The 19,136-nt window shown below is 59.1% G+C and carries 15 protein-coding genes and 1 pseudogene; 11 read left to right on the forward strand and 5 right to left on the reverse strand.

Annotation, left to right across the window (positions count from 1 at the left end):
* Window positions 1-26: 26 nt before the first annotated feature.
* The 4 genes from hslV to RHM68_RS01475 all read right to left on the reverse strand — a co-directional run bounded on the left by hslV (window position 27) and on the right by RHM68_RS01475 (window position 5,595).
* Window positions 27-557 (reverse strand): ATP-dependent protease subunit HslV, encoded by a 531-nt coding sequence (gene hslV / locus RHM68_RS01460; protein ID WP_322220184.1) that lies wholly within the window; start codon window positions 555-557, stop codon window positions 27-29.
* A gap of 153 nt (window positions 558-710) precedes the next feature.
* Window positions 711-1,418, reverse strand: coding sequence for an SPOR domain-containing protein (locus RHM68_RS01465; RefSeq protein WP_322220185.1), 708 nt, complete (start codon window positions 1,416-1,418; stop codon window positions 711-713).
* Between the two features lies 1 nt (window position 1,419).
* Window positions 1,420-3,156 (reverse strand): arginine--tRNA ligase, encoded by a 1,737-nt coding sequence (argS, locus tag RHM68_RS01470; RefSeq protein ID WP_322220186.1) that lies wholly within the window; start codon window positions 3,154-3,156, stop codon window positions 1,420-1,422.
* 219 nt (window positions 3,157-3,375) lie between these two features.
* Window positions 3,376-5,595, reverse strand: coding sequence for a primosomal protein N' (locus tag RHM68_RS01475; RefSeq protein WP_322220187.1), 2,220 nt, complete (start codon window positions 5,593-5,595; stop codon window positions 3,376-3,378).
* 204 nt (window positions 5,596-5,799) lie between these two features.
* On the opposite strand from RHM68_RS01475, the gene rpmE reads away from it, so the two are divergent.
* The 3 genes and pseudogenes from rpmE to RHM68_RS01490 all read left to right on the forward strand — a co-directional run bounded on the left by rpmE (window position 5,800) and on the right by RHM68_RS01490 (window position 7,971).
* Window positions 5,800-6,033, forward strand: a complete 234-nt coding sequence (rpmE, locus tag RHM68_RS01480) for a 50S ribosomal protein L31 (protein ID WP_322220188.1) — start codon at window positions 5,800-5,802, stop codon at window positions 6,031-6,033.
* Window positions 6,034-6,127: 94 nt separating this feature from the next.
* Window positions 6,128-6,481, forward strand: a pseudogene (locus RHM68_RS01485) (thermonuclease family protein); the annotation flags it as partial.
* 221 nt (window positions 6,482-6,702) lie between these two features.
* Window positions 6,703-7,971: a malic enzyme-like NAD(P)-binding protein gene (locus RHM68_RS01490; RefSeq protein ID WP_322220189.1), complete on the forward strand. Its 1,269-nt coding sequence runs from the start codon at window positions 6,703-6,705 to the stop codon at window positions 7,969-7,971.
* Window positions 7,972-8,149: 178 nt separating this feature from the next.
* Here RHM68_RS01490 and RHM68_RS01495 read toward each other — a convergent pair whose 3' ends face one another.
* Complete coding sequence (locus RHM68_RS01495; protein ID WP_416195235.1) at window positions 8,150-10,591, reverse strand: penicillin-binding protein 1A; 2,442 nt, start codon at window positions 10,589-10,591, stop codon at window positions 8,150-8,152.
* A gap of 218 nt (window positions 10,592-10,809) precedes the next feature.
* Here RHM68_RS01495 and RHM68_RS01500 point away from each other — a divergent pair, with 218 nt between their 5' ends.
* From RHM68_RS01500 to RHM68_RS01535, 8 genes are all read left to right on the forward strand, one after another.
* The gene (locus RHM68_RS01500) at window positions 10,810-11,874 is read left to right on the forward strand and encodes a pilus assembly protein PilM (RefSeq protein ID WP_322220191.1); all 1,065 of its coding nucleotides are present in this window, start codon (window positions 10,810-10,812) and stop codon (window positions 11,872-11,874) included.
* The gene (locus tag RHM68_RS01505) at window positions 11,875-12,441 is read left to right on the forward strand and encodes a PilN domain-containing protein (RefSeq protein WP_322220192.1); all 567 of its coding nucleotides are present in this window, start codon (window positions 11,875-11,877) and stop codon (window positions 12,439-12,441) included. It begins immediately after the preceding gene.
* Window positions 12,438-13,061, forward strand: coding sequence for a type 4a pilus biogenesis protein PilO (pilO, locus tag RHM68_RS01510; RefSeq protein ID WP_322220193.1), 624 nt, complete (start codon window positions 12,438-12,440; stop codon window positions 13,059-13,061). Before RHM68_RS01505 ends, pilO begins: the two co-directional genes overlap by 4 nt.
* Window positions 13,058-13,585, forward strand: coding sequence for a pilus assembly protein PilP (locus tag RHM68_RS01515; protein WP_322220194.1), 528 nt, complete (start codon window positions 13,058-13,060; stop codon window positions 13,583-13,585). The genes pilO and RHM68_RS01515 overlap by 4 nt, the downstream gene beginning before the upstream one ends.
* A gap of 13 nt (window positions 13,586-13,598) precedes the next feature.
* Window positions 13,599-15,686, forward strand: coding sequence for a type IV pilus secretin PilQ (gene pilQ / locus RHM68_RS01520; RefSeq protein WP_322220195.1), 2,088 nt, complete (start codon window positions 13,599-13,601; stop codon window positions 15,684-15,686).
* A 4-nt stretch (window positions 15,687-15,690) separates the two neighbouring features.
* On the forward strand, window positions 15,691-16,209 hold the full coding sequence (aroK, locus tag RHM68_RS01525) for a shikimate kinase AroK (RefSeq protein ID WP_322220196.1): 519 nt from the start codon (window positions 15,691-15,693) through the stop codon (window positions 16,207-16,209).
* Window positions 16,210-16,359: 150 nt separating this feature from the next.
* A complete protein-coding gene (gene aroB / locus RHM68_RS01530; protein WP_322220197.1) occupies window positions 16,360-17,460 on the forward strand; it encodes a 3-dehydroquinate synthase in 1,101 nt (366 codons plus the stop codon).
* 10 nt (window positions 17,461-17,470) lie between these two features.
* Window positions 17,471-19,057 carry an SPOR domain-containing protein gene (locus tag RHM68_RS01535; RefSeq protein ID WP_322220198.1) on the forward strand — a complete coding sequence of 529 codons (1,587 nt, stop codon included), beginning with the start codon at window positions 17,471-17,473 and terminating at the stop codon, window positions 19,055-19,057.
* The last annotated feature ends 79 nt before the right edge of the window (window positions 19,058-19,136 follow it).

Raw genomic sequence — 19,136 nt, forward strand, 5'->3', positions numbered from 1 at the left:
GCCGTGGCACGGAGGCCAAAACAGGCTTATTCCGCGAGGTCCTGCTCCTCAATGGTGATGTTGTGGTTGGTGAATACGCAGATATCGCCAGCAATGCCCAGGGCGGTTTCGACGATTTCCCGGGCCGACAGGTCGGTTTTCTTCAGCAGCGCGCTCGCGGCAGCTTGAGCGTAGCCGCCACCAGAGCCCATGGCGATCAATCCGTTTTCTGGCTCGACCACATCGCCGTTGCCGGTGATGATCAGCGAGGCGTCTTTGTTGGCGACTGCAAGCATGGCTTCGAGGCGGCTGAGGGAACGGTCTGTACGCCATTCTTTGGCGAGTTCGACGGCGGCGCGAACCAGGTGACCTTGATGTTTTTCAAGCTGGCCTTCGAACCGCTCGAAGAGGGTGAAGGCGTCAGCGGTGGCCCCGGCAAACCCGGCGATGACCTGGCCGTGGTATAGGCGGCGAACTTTTTTCGCGTTGCCTTTCATCACGGTATTGCCGAGAGAAACCTGGCCGTCGCCGCCCATGACGACTTTGCCGTGGCGGCGAACTGAAACGATGGTGGTCAAGGGGGAGTCTCCACGCAGCGAGGCGAAAATGCCTTATGCCAACTCATATGGGGGTGGTGGAGCGTTTTTCAACTGCGGGGCGGGAGAGGGGACGAGCGGTGCCGAGGATGATCGCTCCCACGGGGTGTGGGCGTGGGAGCAATCAGGCGAGGGTTAGCGGCTTTGGCGTTGTTGTAACAACAGGTTGCTGAAGCCGCTGCCGGCCAGTTGTTTCTGTGCGGTGGTCAGTTGTTCGCGGTTGCTGAACGGTCCGACCAATACGCGATACCAGGTCTCGTCTTTCACCGTGCCGGATTCAACGGCCACGGCCTGACCGAGCAGGATGATCTGCGCCCGAACCTTGTCCGCGTCAGCCTGTTTGCGGAACGAGCCGGCCTGCAGGAAGAACTTGGTCACTGGCGCGGCTTTCGACACCGGTGGTGGCGGTGGTGGCGTAATCCCGGCCAGTGCTGCCTGCGCCCGTGCGGTGTCGATTTTTGCCGCTTCGGCTGGCGTAACTGGCGTGGTCGGGATCGCCGGCACTTGTGGTGTCGGCAGGGTTTTTTCCGGCACGGCGTCCGGTGGCACGATCACTTCCGATTCCGGCAGCAAGGTATAGAAGTCGTACTTCGGCTTCACCGGTTGCGTCGGGCTCGGCGGGGTCTTGTTGGCCTCGGCGATCTTGCTGGCCTTCTGCTGTTCGATTTTTTCGCGTTTGACGCTTTCGCTGCCTTTGCCCGGCTCCAGCTTCATAAGGAACACGATGAACGCGCCGACGGTCAGGCCGATGGCCATCCACAACCAGCCCGGAATCGGTTTCTTCGCAGGGGCTTGATAGCGGCTGGCGCCACGCTTGGGTGCAGGTTTTTTCTTGGCAGCCAACTTACATACGCTCCAGAGTTTCCAGACCCAAGAGTTCCAGGCCTTGCTTGAGTGTGCGGCCGGTCAGCGCGGCGAGGCGCAGACGGCTTTGCATTTGCGTCGGGGTGTCGGCGCTGAGGATCGGGCAGTTCTCGTAGAAGCTGGAGAACAGGCCGGCGACATCGTACAGGTAGGTACACAGGATGTGCGGCGTGCCTTTGTCGCTCACGTTGTTCAGCACTTCACCGAACTGGGCGAGCTTGGCGGCCAGGTCGTGTTCTTGAGCGGCTTCGAGGACGATCTGGCCTTCGACTTCGCTGAAGTCCTTGCCGAGCTTGCGAAACACGCCGGCCACGCGCGTGTAGGCGTACAGCAGGTATGGCGCGGTGTTGCCTTCGAAGTTCAACATCTGATCGAAGTTGAAGCTGTAGTCGCTGGCACGGTGCTTGGACAGATCGGCATATTTCACCGCGCCAATGCCCACGACCTTGGCGATATTGCGCAGTTCGTCTTCGGCCAGCTCCGGGTTTTTTTCTTTCACCAGTGTGTAGGCGCGGTCCTTGGCTTCGTTCAGCAGGTCGATTAGCTTCACAGTGCCGCCATCACGGGTCTTGAACGGACGGCCATCGGCGCCGTTCATGGTGCCGAAGCCCATGTGTTCCATGTCCATCGGGTGCGTGACAAAACCGGCCAGGCGCGCGACCTGGAACACTTGCTGGAAGTGCAAAGCCTGGCGCTGATCGACGAAGTACAGCGCGCGATCAGCTTTCAGTGTGCCGCTGCGATAGCGCACGGCGGCGAGGTCGGTGGTGGCGTAGAGGTAGCCGCCGTCAGCCTTAACGATGATCACCGGCAGCGGGTCGCCATCGGCGTTCTTGAATTCATCAAGGAACACGCATTGCGCGCCGTTACTTTCGACCAGCAAACCTTTGGCCTTGAGGTCGTTGACCACGTTGATCAGGTCGTCGTTGTAGGCGCTTTCGCCCATCACGTCGGCCATGCTCAGTTTGACGTTCAGTTGTTGATAGATCGCTTGGCAGTGGGACAGTGAGATGTCGCGGAAACGCGACCACAGCGCCAGGCATTCAGCGTCGCCGGCCTGCAATTTCACCACCAGGCCGCGGGCACGGTCCGCGAACTCTGCGGATTCGTCGAAGCGTTGTTTGGCGGCGCGGTAGAAGTTTTCCAGGTCTGACAGCTCGTCGCTGGTGATCGGGTTTTCTTGCAGGTACGCCATCAGCATGCCGAACTGGGTGCCCCAGTCACCGACATGGTTTTGACGGATAACCGTGTCGCCGAGGAACTCCAACACCCGGGCCACGCCGTCGCCAATGATGGTTGAGCGCAAATGGCCAACGTGCATTTCTTTGGCCAGGTTAGGCGCTGAAAGATCCACCACGGTGCGCTGCAACGGGCCGGCCTTGCGCACGCCAACGTTGTTGTCAGCCAGGGCCGCGTCCAGCCGCGAGGCCAGGGCCTGGGTGTTCTGGAAGAAGTTCAGGAAGCCTGGGCCGGCGATTTCGGTCTTGGTGACGTTTTCATCAGTCGGCAGCGCGGCGATGATTTTTTCCGCGAGGTCACGCGGCTTCATGCCAGCGGGTTTGGCCAACATCATGGCGATGTTGCTGGCGAAGTCGCCGTTCTTCTTGTCACGGGAGTTTTCCACCTGGATCGCCGGCGACAGGCCTTCAGGCAACACACCTTCGTTGACGAGTTGGGTGATGGCTTGTTGGATCAGCTGGCGAATGGTGTCTTTCATGGTGGTCTCTGTCGACCGCAAGCGCGGCGGCGCTTTGATGCGCGGGTGGAAAAACTGGGCATTATCCGTGGCGAACACGGGCTTGCCAACTATAGCGGGCAGGTTATGGGTCTGTGGTGACAAATCAGGCCTCTTCGCATGCCGGTTTGCTCCCCAACGATGGCCGTCGGGCCACACGCGCACCGCAGAGCGAGCTTGCTCGCAACAGCAAGCCAACCCTTAATACAAATCGACGGGATCAACGTCCAAAGACCAGCGTACCGCCCGCCCGCTGGGCATTTGTTCCAGCACCAGCAGCCAATTGTTGAGCAGTCGGTGCAGCGGTGCGCGGGCTGATGCTTGCAACAACAACTGCGCACGATAACGCCCGGCCCGGCGTTCCATTGGCGCCGGCACCGGCCCCAGCAATTCAATACCGGTCAGTTTCTGCTCGGCCAACAAGTGTTCGGCGGCGCTGCACGCTTCATCAAGAAACGCTTCAGCCTGCCCTGGCTTGTGTGCTTCGGCGCGCAGCAACGCCAAGTGCGAAAACGGCGGCAGCCCCGCCGACCGGCGCTCGCTCAAGGCTTGTTCGGCGAAGGCGAAATAGCCCTGTTCGGTTAATTGCACCAGTAGCGGGTGGTCCGCCAAGTGCGTCTGAATGATCACTTTGCCCGGCTCTTCTGCCCGGCCCGCGCGTCCTGCAACCTGCACAATCAACTGCGCCATGCGCTCGCTGGCGCGGAAGTCGCCTGAGAACAGACCGCCGTCGGCATCCAGGATCGAGACCAGGGTCACCCTCGGGAAGTGATGTCCTTTGGCAAGCATCTGCGTGCCGACCAGAATGCACGGCTGGCCCTTCTGAATGGTGGCAAACAGCTGATTCATCGCATCTTTGCGCGAGGTGCTGTCACGGTCGACCCGCAGCACCGGTACGTCCGGAAATAGAATCGCCAGCCGTTCTTCAGCGCGTTCGGTGCCGGCACCCACGGGCCGCAAATCGACCTTGCCGCACTTCGGGCAATGCCTGGGCACACGTTCGACGTAACCACAGTGGTGGCAGCGCAACTCGCCTGAGCGTTGGTGTACGGTCATCCGCGCATCGCAGCGCTGGCATTCGGACATCCAGCCGCAGTCATGGCAGAGCAGTGTCGGTGCGAAGCCGCGACGGTTGAGAAACACCAATACTTGCTGGCCGGCCGCCAGGGTTTGGCCGATGGCTTGCTGCATCGGTCCGGAAATACCGCTATCGAGAGGACGACTTTTCACATCCAGACGCAGGAATCGCGGTTGTTTAGCCCCCCCGGCCCGTTCGTTCAGGCGTAGGAGCCCATAACGACCGGTGTAGGCGTTGTGCAGGCTTTCCAGGGAAGGCGTGGCAGAGCCGAGGACAATCGGGATGTTTTCCTGGCGGGCACGAACCAGCGCAAGATCCCGTGCGTGGTAGCGCAGGCCTTCCTGCTGTTTATAGGAGCCATCGTGCTCTTCGTCGATGATGATCAGCCCGGGATTTTTCATCGGCGTGAACAGCGCCGAACGGGTGCCGATAATAATGTCCGCCTCGCCGTCTCGCGCGGCAAGCCAGGCTTCGAGGCGCTCGCGGTCGTTAACCGCCGAGTGGATCAGGGCGATGCGTGCATTGAAGCGTTGCTCGAACCGCGCCAGGGTCTGCGGGCCGAGGTTGATCTCGGGGATTAACACCAGCGCTTGTTTACCGGCCTCCAGGGTTTCGCGGATCAGCTGTAAATAGACTTCGGTTTTGCCGCTGCCAGTGACCCCGGCCAGCAGGAACGCGTGATAACTGTCGAAGCCTGCGCGGATGGCTTCGTAAGCGGCGCGCTGTTCCGGGTTGAGTGGCAGCTCCGGCTGCGCCAGCCAGTGCTCGTGGCGGGCGCCGGGGGCGTGCTTGCGGATTTCCACCTGCACCAGATCTTTGGCCAGCAACAGGTCCAGGCTGTCTTTGCTCAACATCAGTTTGCTCAGCAACTGATGGGCGACGCCGTGAGGATGTTGCGCCAGGGTCGCGAGGGCCTCGCGTTGGCGAGGCGCGCGGGCGATGCGTGGGTCATCCAGGCTGGCGCCTGGCGCGGCGGACCAGAAGCGCTCCTGGCGAGCTTCGGCCAGTTCGCCCTGACGCAGCAGTACCGGCAATGCCCAGCTCAGCGTATCGCCGAGGCTGTGTTGATAATACTGAGAGGTCCACAGGCACAGTTTGAACAATGCCGGCGGCAGCGGTGGCGTAGCGTCGAGCAGGGCCAGGGCCGGTTTAAGCTTTTCTACAGGCACTTCACTGTGATCGGTGACTTCCACCAAAATACCGATCATCTCCCGCCGGCCGAATGGCACCCGCAGGCGCATGCCCGGCTGCAACTGGGCGCGCAGAACCCCGGCCGGGGCGCGGTAATCGAACAGGCGGCGCAGGGGCGAAGGCAGGGCTAGGCGCAAAATGGCGTCGGGCACGCGGGGGATTCTCGTTGGGCGGGCAATAAATGAAAGGCTGTGCGCATCACCGGTGGGGGCGTGCTAAGTGGCGGGAGCCTAGCAGACGACTGGTGTAAGCGACAGCTTGCGTGATTGCCATTGTCTGGTAGAATCCGCGGCCTAATTACGTGCGGTATTCAACAATAGTGTTGAGTGGCGGCACGCTAGCCTGAGGAATACACCATGAAAGCCGATATCCATCCAGCATACGAAACCATCCAAGTAACTTGCAGCTGCGGCAACAAGTTCGAAACTCGTTCGAACCTGTGCAAACCACTGGGTACTGACGTATGCAACGAGTGCCACCCGTTCTACACCGGTAAGCAGAAGACTCTGGATACTGGCGGTCGTGTACAGCGCTTCGCAGACCGTTTCGGTGCTTTCGGCAAAGCCAAGGCTCCTGCTGCTGCAGAGTAAGGCTGAAAAGCCCGATGGGCTTTTCCCAGCTGTTAAAAAAGGCGTCCCTTGCGGGCGCCTTTTTTGTGTCCGCTGTTCGCCGCCAGCAACGGGCGTGTCGGTAGCGCCGAATGTCGCGCCAGTCGACTGCCAACAATCCGCGGAACGCCGTGCGCGTCAGAGTGGGCTCGCACTGTGGCGACACTCTCCTGTGCTGAAAGCAGAGCAGATCAGCCCGTCTGTTTTCGTTGTGCTCCGCGGGCGTGTGAGCAACGTTCAGCGCAATCGCGGTGGGATTTTGATCGATTTGCAGGGTTCGGTTGTATTGCACGTTGCACCCAATGGGCTGCGACAGTTTGATAGCGCTGCTCTTGAGTGGCTCAAAGGCAGGTAAGTAGAGGCTCGTGGCTGGGTTCTGGGCCGTTCACGCCGTGGCGGGCTCAAGGAGAGGTTGTCGCGCTGGCGGTAACCTCTTAGTGATCCGTCGATGCTGAATGCAATGCAGTCTGAAAAATTGTAGACATTTTTTCTTTTGATTGTGAACAGTAAGACCCTTGTGCGCCGTGGCTCTTGGCCCAAAGTCGTAGGGCTGGGCGCTTGACAGGGGTGACTGGTCAGTCTTGTAGGGACTTTACGAGACGCGTATCCTCGGCGGTCCGTCTGTCCAACAGTAAAAAGCGGAATGCCCACATGTCTGATTTGAAAACTGCCGCTCTCGAATATCATGCCTATCCTCGTCCAGGGAAGCTGAGTGTCGAGCTCACCAAGGCCACTGCTACCGCCCGCGATCTGTCGCTGGCCTACAGCCCCGGCGTAGCAGAACCAGTACGCGAAATCGCCCGCGATCCTGAACTGGCCTACAAATACACCGGCAAGGGCAACCTGGTTGCAGTCATTTCCGATGGCACCGCGATTCTCGGCCTGGGTAATCTCGGTCCATTGGCTTCCAAGCCCGTCATGGAAGGTAAAGGCGTGTTGTTCAAGCGCTTTGCCGGTATCGACGTGTTCGACATCGAAGTCGACGCTGAAAGCCCGCAAGCTTTCATCGACACCGTTAAACGTATCTCCATCACGTTCGGTGGTATCAACCTGGAAGACATCAAGGCGCCAGAGTGCTTTGAGATCGAACGTGCTCTGATCGAGCAGTGCGACATTCCGGTGTTCCACGATGACCAGCACGGCACTGCGATCGTTACCGCGGCCGGCATGATCAACGCCTTGGAAATCGCTGGTAAAACCCTGGCTGACGCCAAGATCGTCTGCCTCGGCGCCGGTGCGGCCGCCATCTCCTGCATGAAATTGCTGGTGAGCATGGGTGCCAACATCGAAAACATCTTCATGGTTGACCGCACCGGTGTGATCCACTCCGGCCGTGACGACCTCAACCAGTACAAAGCTGTCTTCGCGCACGCGACCGACAAGCGCACCCTGGCAGACGCCCTGACCGGTGCTGACGTGTTCGTCGGCCTGTCCGGCCCGAACCTGCTGAGCGCTGAAGGCCTGAAGTCCATGGCGGCCAACCCGATCGTGTTCGCGTGTTCGAACCCGGATCCGGAAATCGCCCCGGAACTGGCTCACGCTACCCGTGACGACGTGATCATGGCGACTGGCCGTTCGGACTACCCGAACCAGGTCAACAACGTACTCGGCTTCCCGTTCATCTTCCGTGGTGCTCTGGACGTTCGCGCCAAGCGTATCAACGAAGAAATGAAAGTGGCTGCGGCCAACGCCCTGCGCGAACTGGCCAAGCTGCCAGTGCCTCAGGAAGTGTGCGACGCCTATGGCGGCATCAAGCTGGAATTCGGTCGTGAGTACATCATCCCGAAACCAATGGATGCACGTCTTATCACCGTGATCTCCGATGCCGTGGCCAAGGCTGCGATCGAGACCGGTGTGGCAACCCTGCCGTACCCGAAGAACTACCCGCTGAAAAGCGTGGATGACGTGTTCAACGGCTAAGCCGTTGTAGCGCTTCAATCAAAAGCCCTGGCTCTTATGAGTCGGGGCTTTTTTGTGCGTGTGGATTTTGCAGCGGTTGTAATGGTCTCTTTGCGGGTAAGCCCCGTCGATGCATTTATTAGTGGCAAAAAAAGCCCCGCTTCTCTTGAAGGCGGGGCTCTTGCGTTGCGCTACCGGATCAGAACAAATCGATCGGTGCTGCTTCGTCTGCTGGCAGCGGGCTGCCTGGCGCAGTGCCGTTACCCAGCTCGTTCACTGACGGTGGCGTATCTTCGGCCTTGAACAGCTCGAAGTAGGCCCCAGGCGTGCTTGGGGTCGCTGCGCGACCGCTGACAGGGTCAACCCTCAGGCTGAGGATGCCTTCCGGTTCGGCCTGCGTATGCGGCGGTTTGCCTTTGAGTGCGGCGCCCATGTAGTTCATCCAGATAGGGAGCGCGACGGTGCCGCCGAACTCCTTGCGTCCCAAGCTTTCAGGCTGGTCAAAACCGGTCCAGACCGTGGTCACGTAATCGGCGTTGTAGCCGGAAAACCAGGCATCCTTGGATTCGTTGGTGGTGCCGGTTTTGCCCGCAATGTCGCTGCGTCCCAAAGCCAGGGCGCGGCGGCCGGTGCCGAGCTTGATCACATCCTCCAGCATGCTGTTGAGGATGTACGTAGTGCGGCCATCAACGATGCGTTCGGCCACGGCTGGGGTTTGCGGCGCATTGCCTTGAGCGGCAGGCGCCTCGCTTGGGGTCGGGTTGACCGTGAACGTCTGGGCGGCCGGTGCGGGGATTCCGTTGGTTGCTGCATCGCCCCGTGGAACGCTCGGCGGGTTGGCGACGAACAGCGTATCGCCATTGCGGCTTTCGATTTTGTCGATGATGTAAGGGGTGATCTTGTAACCGCCGTTGGCGAAGGTGCTCCAGCCAGTGGCAATTTCCATCGGCGTCAGCGTTGCGGTGCCCAGGGCCAGCGACAGGTTGCGCGGCAGATCCTGTTTGTTGAAGCCGAAGCGGCTGATGTAGTCGATGGTGCGATCCACGCCCAGTGCCTGCACCAGTCGGATCGATACCAGGTTGCGCGACTTGTACAGCCCTTCACGCAAGCGGATCGGGCCGAGGAAGGTATTGGTGTCGTTCTTTGGGCGCCAGACTTTATCAAGGTATTCGTCAACGAACACGATCGGTGCGTCGTTCACCAGGGTGGCGGCGGTGTAGCCATTGTCGAGGGCAGCGCTGTACACGAACGGCTTAAAGCTCGAACCCGGCTGACGTTTGGCTTGGAGGGCACGGTTATAGTTGCTTTGCTCGAAGGCGAAACCACCGACCAGGGAGCGGATAGCACCGTTCTGCGGATCAAGGGATACCAAGGCGCCTTGTGCCACGGGTATCTGGCTGAACTTCAGCGAATTGTCCGGTTGGCGCTGTACCCGAATCAGGTCGCCGACCTGGGCGACATCCGACGGCTGCTTCGGATTGGCGCCCATGCTATTGGTGTTCAGGAACGGACGCGCCCATTTCATGCTGTCCCAGCCGACATGCTCGTCGCCGGTACGGGTCATCACTTGCAGACCGTTCTTGTCGATCAGGGTGACGATGGCCGGTTCCAGGCTGCTGACGGTGCGCTGCTTGGTGAGTTCGGTGGCCCATGCTTCACGCGTCTTGCCCGGCAAGCGCGATTCAGGGCCGCGATAGCCGTGGCGTTGATCGTAGGCCATCAAGCCTTCGTGGACCGCCGTGTTAGCCAGTTCCTGAAGGTTGCTCGGCACGGTAGTGGTGACGCGGAAACCTTCGGTATAAGCCTCGCTGCCATAACGGCCGACCATTTCGGCCCGAGCCATTTCGGCAATGTACGGCGCGTTCACTTCCGGGGTCGGAACGTGATAGCTGGCGTTCAGCGGTTCGTTGATGGCCGCTGTATAGTCGGTCTCGTTAATTTTGCCGAGCTTGTACATGCGCCCCAGAATCCAGTCGCGTCGCTCTTTGCTACGGGCAGGGTTCGCCAGCGGGTTGAAACGCGAAGGCGCCTTTGGCAAGCCGGCGATCATTGCCATTTGCGCTAGGCTGACATCACGAATCGATTTACCGTAATAAACCTGCGCTGCGGCCTCGATGCCGTAAGCGCGGTTACCCAGATAGATCTTGTTGACGTACAGTTCGAGGATCTCGTCCTTGGTCAACTGTCGTTCGATCTGCAAAGCCAGGAGGATTTCGGTAGTCTTGCGCGAGAAGCTGCGTTCGCTACTCAGGAAAAAGTTTTTCGCCACCTGCATGGTGATGGTGCTGCCGCCTGACTGGATGTGCCCGCTTTTGACCAGTTGGCTCGCGGCGCGCATCAGGCTGCTGGGATCGACGCCATAGTGGTTGGCAAAATTGTCGTCTTCAGCACTTAGTAACGCATTAATGAAGTTGGGGGGAATGTCGGCGAAACGGATCGGAGTGCGGCGCATCTCGCCAAATTCTGCGATTAACTTGTTGTCGCTGCTGTATACCCGGAGAGGAATCTGCAACTGAATGCTTCTCAGTGCCTCCACGGACGGCAATCCCGGACTAAGGTAAAGATAGGCGCCGCTGAGACCTAAGAGCAGTCCGCAGAAAACGGCGACGATGGACCAACCGAAAAATTTCAGCAGACGAATCAAGGCTTTTGGACATCCAGGGCAAAGAATGAATTTGGCGTCAGGGTCTCGGCTAAACAGAGAACGACCCGCGCAGGCAGTAAAAGCGGAAAAAAACGCTGGGCATTATAAGCATTTTTCCGTGGGGAGCGTCATTTGCGCTTCTGTCAAGACGGGGCGATTTAACGCGTTGCATATTACAGAGTCCGTAACTCACGGAAAGTCATAGGGAATTGTTAGTGCTAGGACTCTTCAATAAAAAGAATGGGACGCTTCTGGGGATCGACATCAGCTCCACGTCTGTGAAGCTTTTGGAGCTGAGCCGTCAGGGCGACCGTTACCGCGTCGAGGCTTATGCGGTCGAACCGCTGCCGGCCAGTGCGGTGGTCGAAAAAAACATCGCCGAACTCGAAGGCGTGGGTCAGGCGCTCGCGCGCGTCCTGGTCAAGGCCAAGACCAGCGTCAGGAACGTCGCCGTGGCTGTGGCCGGTTCCGCGGTCATAACCAAGACGATCGAGATGGACGCCGGGCTGTCCGACGACGAGATGGAAAATCAGCTCAGAGTTGAGGCCGACCAGTACATTCCCTATCCATTGGACGAGGTCGCCATCGACTTCGAGGTCCAGGACGTCTCTGCGCGCAACCCTGAGCGAGTCAATGTGCTGCTGGCTGCCTGTCGCAAGGAAAACGTCGAAGTCCGTGAAGCGGCCCTTGCCCTGGCCGGGCTGACGGCACGGGTGGTGGATGTCGAGGCTTACGCACTGGAGCGATCCTTTGGTTTGCTGGCCACCCAACTGGCTGCTTCCCAAGAGCGCCTGACCGTTGCCGTGGTGGACATCGGTGCGACCATGACCACCTTGAGCGTGCTGCACAATGGCCGGATCATCTACACCCGCGAGCAACTGTTCGGCGGTCGTCAGCTCACCGAGGAAATCCAGCGCCGTTACGGCTTGACGGTCGAGCAGGCCGGGCTTGCGAAAAAGCAGGGCGGTTTACCCGACGACTACGTCAGCGAAGTGTTGCAGCCATTCCGTGAAGCCTTGGTGCAGCAGGTATCCCGTTCGTTGCAGTTTTTCTTTGCCTCAGGTCAATACAACGCGGTCGATCACATCCTGCTGGCTGGGGGCACCGCCTCCGTCTCCGGGCTTGATCGGCTGATCGAGCAGCGTTTGGGGACGCGTACCCAGGTGGCTAACCCTTTTGCTGACATGTCCCTGAGCAGTAAGGTTAACGCGGGTGCTCTGGCCAGCGATGCGCCGGCATTGATGATTGCCTGCGGGCTCGCTCTCAGGAGTTTCGACTGAATGGCGCGGATCAATCTTTTACCTTGGCGCGAAGAGCTGCGCGAAGAACGCCGCAAGCGTTTTCTCCTGATGTTGGTGGGGGTGCTGGTCGGCTCCGTTGGCTTGATTTTGATTGCCGATCAGGTCATCAATGCCGACATCGATCAGCAAGTTGCCCGAAATGAATATCTTGGCAAGCAGATCGCTGTGGTCGATGAACGCATCACGCAGATCAGTGACCTCAAGGCTCGTCGCCAGCAATTGGTAGAGCGCATGCGTATCATCCAGGACCTGCAAGGTCATCGGCAGGTCAGTGGGCGAATTTTTGACCAGTTGGCGCGCACCTTGCCGGACGGTGTGTATTTCACCGAAGTGAAAATGGTCGGCAAGACGCTATCCCTCAAGGGGGCCGCAGAGTCGAACAATAAAGTCTCGGAGCTGATGCGCAATCTGGAGGCGTCCGACTGGTTCGATGCACCCAGTCTGACAGAGGTTAAGGCAGCGACCGCCGGGCAACTGGATCAGGCTAACGTCTTTCAATTGAGTGTCCAGCAAACTCAGCCTTCTGATCTGGAGGACGGTAAATGAGGTCGTCCGAATGGTTCCAAGGGCTAAGCAAGATCGACATCAACGATCTTGACACCAACAACATCGGTTCCTGGCCACCGGTCATCAAGGCGGTGGCAGGTTTGCTGCTTATGGTGATGGTGCTGTCGCTGGGCTATTACTTCTACATCAGCGATCTTGAAGACCAGCTTGCGGTCAAGCGTGCTCAAGAGACGACACTCAAGGAGCAATTTGCCCGTAAGGCGAGCATGGCGGCGAATCTGGAGCTGTACACCCAGCAGATGAAGGAAATGGAAGATTCCTTCGGCGTGCTGCTGCGGCAACTGCCCAGCGACACTGAAGTGCCCGGGCTCCTGGAGGACATTACTCGCACCGGTTTGGGGAGTGGGCTGGAGTTCGAAGAGATCAAGTTGCTGCCGGAAGTTACCCAGCAGTTCTACATCGAATTGCCAATCCAGATTACCGTCACGGGCGCTTATCACGACCTCGCGACGTTCGTCAGTGGCGTAGCTGGACTGCCGCGAATCGTCACCTTGCATGATTTCGACCTTGTACCGGTCAATCCTGACGGCGGTACAAAGCTGCACATGAACATCCTTGCCAAGACTTATCGTTACAACGACAAGGGGCTTGAGAAATGACCCTGTTTCGTTGCCTGTCGATGGTGGTGTTGATGGCCGGTCTGGCGGGTTGTGGTGGCGGCAATGACTTTGCCGACCTGGATGCGTACATGAATGAAATGCGTCTGCGTGCGCCCGGCAAGATCGAATCGACCCCGATATTCCGCTCCTACCCAACATTCACTTACCGCGCCGCTAGCCTGCGCAGTCCGTTTTCCCGACAGGTCAAAGTCGATTTGGCCGGCCAGAAACATGGATCGCGCAACGTCAAGCCCGATCCAAATCGGGTCAAGCAGTACCTGGAAGGTTTTAACATCGAGCAGTTTGAAATGGTCGGCACGATCTCCAATGCCAGCGGCTCGTTCGCGTTATTGCGCGGGGCGGGCGGTGTGCATCGGTTGAAAATCGGCGATTATTTGGGGCGTAACGATGGACGGATTGTTGCCATCAGTGGCTCGCAAGTCGATGTGGTCGAAATCGTTCCTGATGGCGAAGGCGCCTGGCTGGAACGGCCGCGGACCATCCCTTTGAAAGAGCACTCATAGTGGAACTCGAATAATGAACAGGATTTTTTCAACCGTCGGTATTTCGCTATGGATAGCGCTGTTGTCGCCGATGGTACAAGCGGCCAACCTCAAGGCCCTGGATATCGCAACACTGCCAGGAGATCGTGTTGAGTTGAAATTGTCGTTTGATGGGGCGCCTCCTGCTCCTCACGGCTACACCACCGAGTCTCCGGCGCGCATCGCACTGGATCTGCCAGGCGTGGTCAACAAGCTTGCGAACAAAAATCGCGAACTGGGTGGCGGCAATGCCCGCAGTGCTACGGTGGTGGAGGCCAAGGATCGCACGCGGCTGATCATCAACCTCACTCAACTGACGCCCTACAGCACCAGAGTTGAAGGCAACAACCTGTTTGTAGTGGTCGGACAGGGGGCTAACAGCACCGCTTCCAGAGCCGCCGCCAGCGCGCCGCGCACGGCCACCGCCCAAGCGGCGCCGGTGAAGGCCTATGTGCCAGCCGGCAAGGCCATCCGAGGCGTGGATTTCCAGCGTGGCACGCAGGGTGAAGGCAATGTAGTGATCGACTTGTCGGACCCAACCATTGCGCCCGACATTCAGGAGCGCGAAGGCAAGATCGTTCTTGGGTTTGCCAGGACCCAATTGCCTGACCCGTTACGCGTGCGTCTGGACGTCAAGGATTTCGCCACGCCAGTGCAGTTCGTTAACGCCAGTGCCACGGGTGACCGTGCCACGATCAGCATCGAGCCCACGGGTGCCTTTGAATATTCGACCTACCAGACCGATAACAAGCTGACGGTCAGCATCCGCCCGGTGACTGTCGATGACCTGCAAAAGCGCAACGCCGAACGTTTTGCTTACACCGGTGAAAAGCTTTCGCTGAACTTCCAGGACATCGATGTGCGCTCGGTGCTGCAACTGATCGCGGACTTCACCAACCTCAACCTGGTGGCCAGTGACACGGTGCAGGGCGGCATCACATTGCGTCTGCAGAACGTACCGTGGGATCAAGCGCTGGACTTGGTGCTGAAAACCAAAGGCCTGGACAAACGTAAGATCGGCAACGTGTTGCTGGTAGCGCCAGCGGATGAAATAGCTGCCCGCGAGCGCCAGGAACTGGAGTCGCAAAAACAGATTGCCGAACTGGCACCCCTGCGTCGTGAACTGTTGCAGGTCAACTACGCCAAAGCTGCGGACATCGCCAAGCTGTTCCAGTCAGTGACCAGTTCAGAATCTAAAGTCGACGAGCGCGGTTCAATCACCGTCGACGATCGAACCAACAACATCATTGCCTACCAGACCCAGGATCGCCTCGACGAGCTTCGCCGTATCGTCGCGCAACTGGACATTCCGGTGCGCCAAGTGATGATCGAGGCGCGGATCGTTGAGGCCAACGTCGATTACGACAAGAGCCTGGGGGTTCGCTGGGGTGGCTCGCTTCAGAACAAGGGCAACTGGAACACATCCGGCGTCAGTAACGGCACCAACGCTTCCTCGACCATAGGCACGCCTGGCAGCACCAGTACCAACTCGCCGTTTGTCGACATGGGCACCGCCTCTAATACCTCGGGGATCGGCATTTCCTTCATCACTAACAATGTCCTGCTGGACCTTGAGCTGACAGCGATGGAGAAAACGGGCAACGGCGAAATCGTCTCGCAACCGAAGGTGGTCACGTCCGATAAGGAAACCGCAAAAATCCTCAAGGGCACCGAGATTCCGTATCAGGAAGCCAGCTCCAGCGGTGCGACGTCCGTCGCCTTCAAGGAAGCCTCGCTGTCCCTGGAGGTGACACCGCAGATCACACCGGATAACCGCATCATCATGGAGGTCAAGGTCACGAAGGATGAGCCGGATTACCTGAACAAGGTGCAGGACGTTCCACCGATCAAGAAAAACGAAGTCAACGCCAAAGTGTTGGTCAACGACGGAGAGACCATCGTTATCGGTGGGGTTTTCTCAAATACTCAGAGCAAGGTTGTAGATAAGGTGCCATTTCTCGGCGATGTGCCGTATCTTGGCCGCCTTTTCCGGCGTGACGTGGTTTCGGAGAAAAAATCCGAGCTACTGGTGTTTCTCACTCCACGTATCATGAATAACCAGGCGATTGCTGTGAGTCGTTGATTCTGTGCGAAATTTGATTCTTGTAGGACCGATGGGCGCTGGAAAAAGCACCATCGGCCGGTTGTTGGCAAAAGAGCTGCGCCTGCCGTTCAAAGATTCCGATAAGGAAATTGAATTGCGCACGGGTGCCAATATCCCGTGGATCTTCGATAAGGAAGGCGAGCCAGGCTTCCGTGATCGTGAGCAAGCGATGATTGAAGAACTGTGCGAGTTCGACGGCGTGGTGCTGGCGACGGGCGGCGGTGCAGTGATGCGCGAAGCCAATCGTCGGGCGCTGCACGCCGGTGGGCGAGTGGTTTATCTGCATGCATCCGTCGAGCAGCAGGTCGGCCGCACCGCCCGTGATCGTAATCGCCCGCTGCTGCGCACCGCCGACCCTGCCAAGACCTTGCGCGACCTTCTTGCGATCCGTGACCCTCTGTACCGTGAGATCGCCGATTTAGTGGTGGAAACCGATGAGCGGCCACCGCGAATGGTGGTCCTCGACATTCTCGACCGCTTGCAGCAGCTTCCTCCCCGTTAATGCGTGGCTCGAAATGCGCTATCCTCGGCGTCCTGTCACGGTCGCTCAAGGCTGTGGCGGATGGCTATCAAGCGGCGCACACCAGCCGATGCCATGGACATTCGTTAATTCAAGGCAGGACGCCTGATTCCATCTTCACTGTGGGGACACATGCAGACACTCAAGGTCGATCTCGGCGAGCGCAGCTACCCGATTCATATTGGCGAAGGTTTGTTGGATCAGCCCGAGCTACTGGCCCCGCATGTTCGGGGACGGCAAGTGGCGATCATTTCCAACCAGACTGTCGCACCGCTCTATCTCGAACGTCTGACCCGCAGTCTTGCGCAGTTCTCGGTGATTTCGGTGGTGCTGCCAGACGGCGAAGCCTTCAAGACCTGGGAAACCCTACAGCTGATTTTTGATGGTTTGCTGACTGCACGACATGATCGTCGCACGACGGTCATCGCCCTCGGCGGCGGTGTGATTGGTGACATGGCCGGTTTTGCCGCGGCCTGCTACCAGCGCGGTGTCGATTTCATTCAGGTGCCGACCACGCTGCTGTCGCAAGTCGACTCTTCGGTGGGGGGCAAGACCGGGATCAACCACCCGCTGGGCAAGAACATGGTCGGTGCGTTCTATCAGCCCAATGTGGTGTTGATCGATACCGCGACCCTTAATACCCTGCCTGCTCGCGAATTGTCTGCGGGCCTTGCCGAAGTCATCAAGTACGGGCTGATCTGCGACGAGCCGTTCCTCACGTGGCTCGAAGAGAACGTTGATCGCCTACGGGCGCTGGATCAGGTGGCGCTGACCTACGCGATCAAGCGTTCCTGCTCCGCCAAGGCTGCGGTGGTTGGTGCCGATGAAAAAGAAACTGGCGTGCGCGCCACGCTCAATCTGGGGCATACCTTCGGCCACGCCATCGAAACTCACATGGGCTATGGTGTGTGGTTGCATGGTGAAGCTGTCGCTGCTGGCACCGTAATGGCGCTGGAAATGTCTGCGCGCCTGGGCTGGATCAGCGAGCAAGAGCGTGATCGCGGTATCCGCCTTTTCCAGCGCGCCGGCTTGCCGGTCATACCGCCCGAAGAGATGAGTGAAGCCGATTTTCTCGAACACATGGCAATTGACAAGAAAGTGATCGACGGTCGTTTGCGACTGGTGCTGCTGCGCCGCATGGGCGAAGCAGTGGTGACCGACGATTATCCGAAAGAGGTTCTACAGGCCACGCTGGGAGCGGATTACCGCGCCCTGGCTCAGCTTAAAGGTTAATAAGATCCCGATGACTAGTTTGCATGCCGACGAGGCTTTCCTCGGCCATTTTCAGTTAAGTCATGACCCTTTTGCTCCACGGGTGCCTGGCTTCAAATTCTTTCCGGCCCAGCGCAAACCGGTGTTGGGGCAGCTCCATCACCTGGCGCGCTACAGCCAGTTGCTGCTGGTAGTTACCGGCCCGCAAGGCAGCGGCAAGACCCTGCTGCGCCAGGCGTTGGTGGCCAGCACCAATAAGCAGTCCGTGCAAAGCGTGGTGGTGTCTGCTCGTGGCGCGGGGGATGCGGCGGGTGTGCTGCGTCAAGTGGCTCAGGCGTTGAACGTCGCCCATGCCGAAATCGGCGCGATTCTGGCTCAAGTGGTGCAGTTGGCTCTTACGGGGCAGGAAGTCTACTTGCTGGTGGATGACGCCGAGCAACTGGATGAATCCGCGCTCGATGCGTTGATGGCCCTGGCCGCTGGTGCGCCGGAGGGTCGGCCGCACGTTTTCCTGTTTGGCGAGTCGTCGCTGATTGCTCAACTGGAGGCTCTAAGCCTCGAGGAAGAGCGTTTTCACGTCATCGAATTGCAGCCGTACACCGAGGAAGAAACCCGTGAATACCTGGACCAGCGTCTTGAAGGTGCTGGCCGGGGTATCGAACTTTTCACCGCCGATCAGATCTCTGATATTCACGAAAGCTCCGACGGTTGGCCTGGCAACATCAACCAGGTTGCCCGCGATGCAATGATCGAAGCAATGATAGCCAGCCGCACAGCGGTGAAGCGTCCAAGTATGGGGTTCAAGATGCCGAAGAAACACGTATTGGCGATTTCCGCCGTCGTCGTGGTCGCGGTGGCCGCCGCCTGGTTGATGCCGGGTCGCAGCAAGGCGCCGACTACCGGCGCACCGGCCAATGAGCAGGCGCAACTGCCGCTCGGCCAAGGCACGCCAAAACCCAATGTCGGTGGCGCTCCAGCCGTGGAGTTCGCCGGTAACTCGCAGCCGATGCCGTTACCGCTGGTCGGTAACTCGCAACCGGTCATGCGCGGTCCTTTGGCTGAAGCAGCCGGCGGTATTACCGAAGGCGACGATGGCGTGCCAGTCGAAGGTTCGAGCGCTACACCGCCAACCGTGACCACCGTTGCGCCGCCTGCCGGTATTCAGCCTGGTCCTGCACCCACGTCGGCGGCCAAGCCGACACCGGCGCCGACTCAGGTCGCTACCGCCAAGCCTGCGCCAGCACCCGTGGCCAAGCCGGCGCCAGCGCCAGCCAAGCCAGTCGTTGCCGCCAAACCTGCCGAGAAGCCGGTTGTCGTGGCCAAAGCCGCTGGTGGCAACTGGTACGCCGGCCAAGCACCGGGTAACTATGTGGTGCAGATCCTCGGCACCAGCTCCGAAACCACTGCGCAAAACTTCGTCAAGGAGCAGGGCGGCGAGTACCGCTATTTCAAGAAAGTCCTCAACGGCAAGCCGCTTTACGTCATCACCTACGGTAACTTCGCTAACCGCGATGCTGCTGTTACCGCGATCAAGGCCTTGCCAGCGAAGGTTCAGGCTGGTAAACCTTGGCCTCGCTCTGTCGCCAGCGTCCAACAAGAACTGGCAACAGCTCGCTGAAGATTCGGCGGCCTTATCCAGGCCGCCTCTCCCGGCACCTCAAAATTTCTACAAGTGCATGCCGTCTCTACAGACCGCG

Origin of the sequence: Pseudomonas sp. DC1.2 (genome assembly GCF_034351645.1) — a bacterium.
GTDB lineage: Bacteria > Pseudomonadota > Gammaproteobacteria > Pseudomonadales > Pseudomonadaceae > Aquipseudomonas.

What these genes read in the sequence shown, in the direction of transcription:
- RHM68_RS01535 (WP_322220198.1), top strand. Translation starts at nt 17,471, where the DNA reads ATGACTAGTTTGCATGCCGACGAGGCTTTCCTCGGCCATTTTCAGTTA.
- aroB (WP_322220197.1), top strand. Translation starts at nt 16,360, where the DNA reads ATGCAGACACTCAAGGTCGATCTCGGCGAGCGCAGCTACCCGATTCAT.
- pilQ (WP_322220195.1), top strand. Translation starts at nt 13,599, where the DNA reads ATGAACAGGATTTTTTCAACCGTCGGTATTTCGCTATGGATAGCGCTG.
- argS (WP_322220186.1), bottom strand. Translation starts at nt 3,156, where the DNA reads ATGAAAGACACCATTCGCCAGCTGATCCAACAAGCCATCACCCAACTC.
- rpmE (WP_322220188.1), top strand. Translation starts at nt 5,800, where the DNA reads ATGAAAGCCGATATCCATCCAGCATACGAAACCATCCAAGTAACTTGC.
- pilO (WP_322220193.1), top strand. Translation starts at nt 12,438, where the DNA reads ATGAGGTCGTCCGAATGGTTCCAAGGGCTAAGCAAGATCGACATCAAC.
- RHM68_RS01505 (WP_322220192.1), top strand. Translation starts at nt 11,875, where the DNA reads ATGGCGCGGATCAATCTTTTACCTTGGCGCGAAGAGCTGCGCGAAGAA.
- RHM68_RS01490 (WP_322220189.1), top strand. Translation starts at nt 6,703, where the DNA reads ATGTCTGATTTGAAAACTGCCGCTCTCGAATATCATGCCTATCCTCGT.
- RHM68_RS01515 (WP_322220194.1), top strand. Translation starts at nt 13,058, where the DNA reads ATGACCCTGTTTCGTTGCCTGTCGATGGTGGTGTTGATGGCCGGTCTG.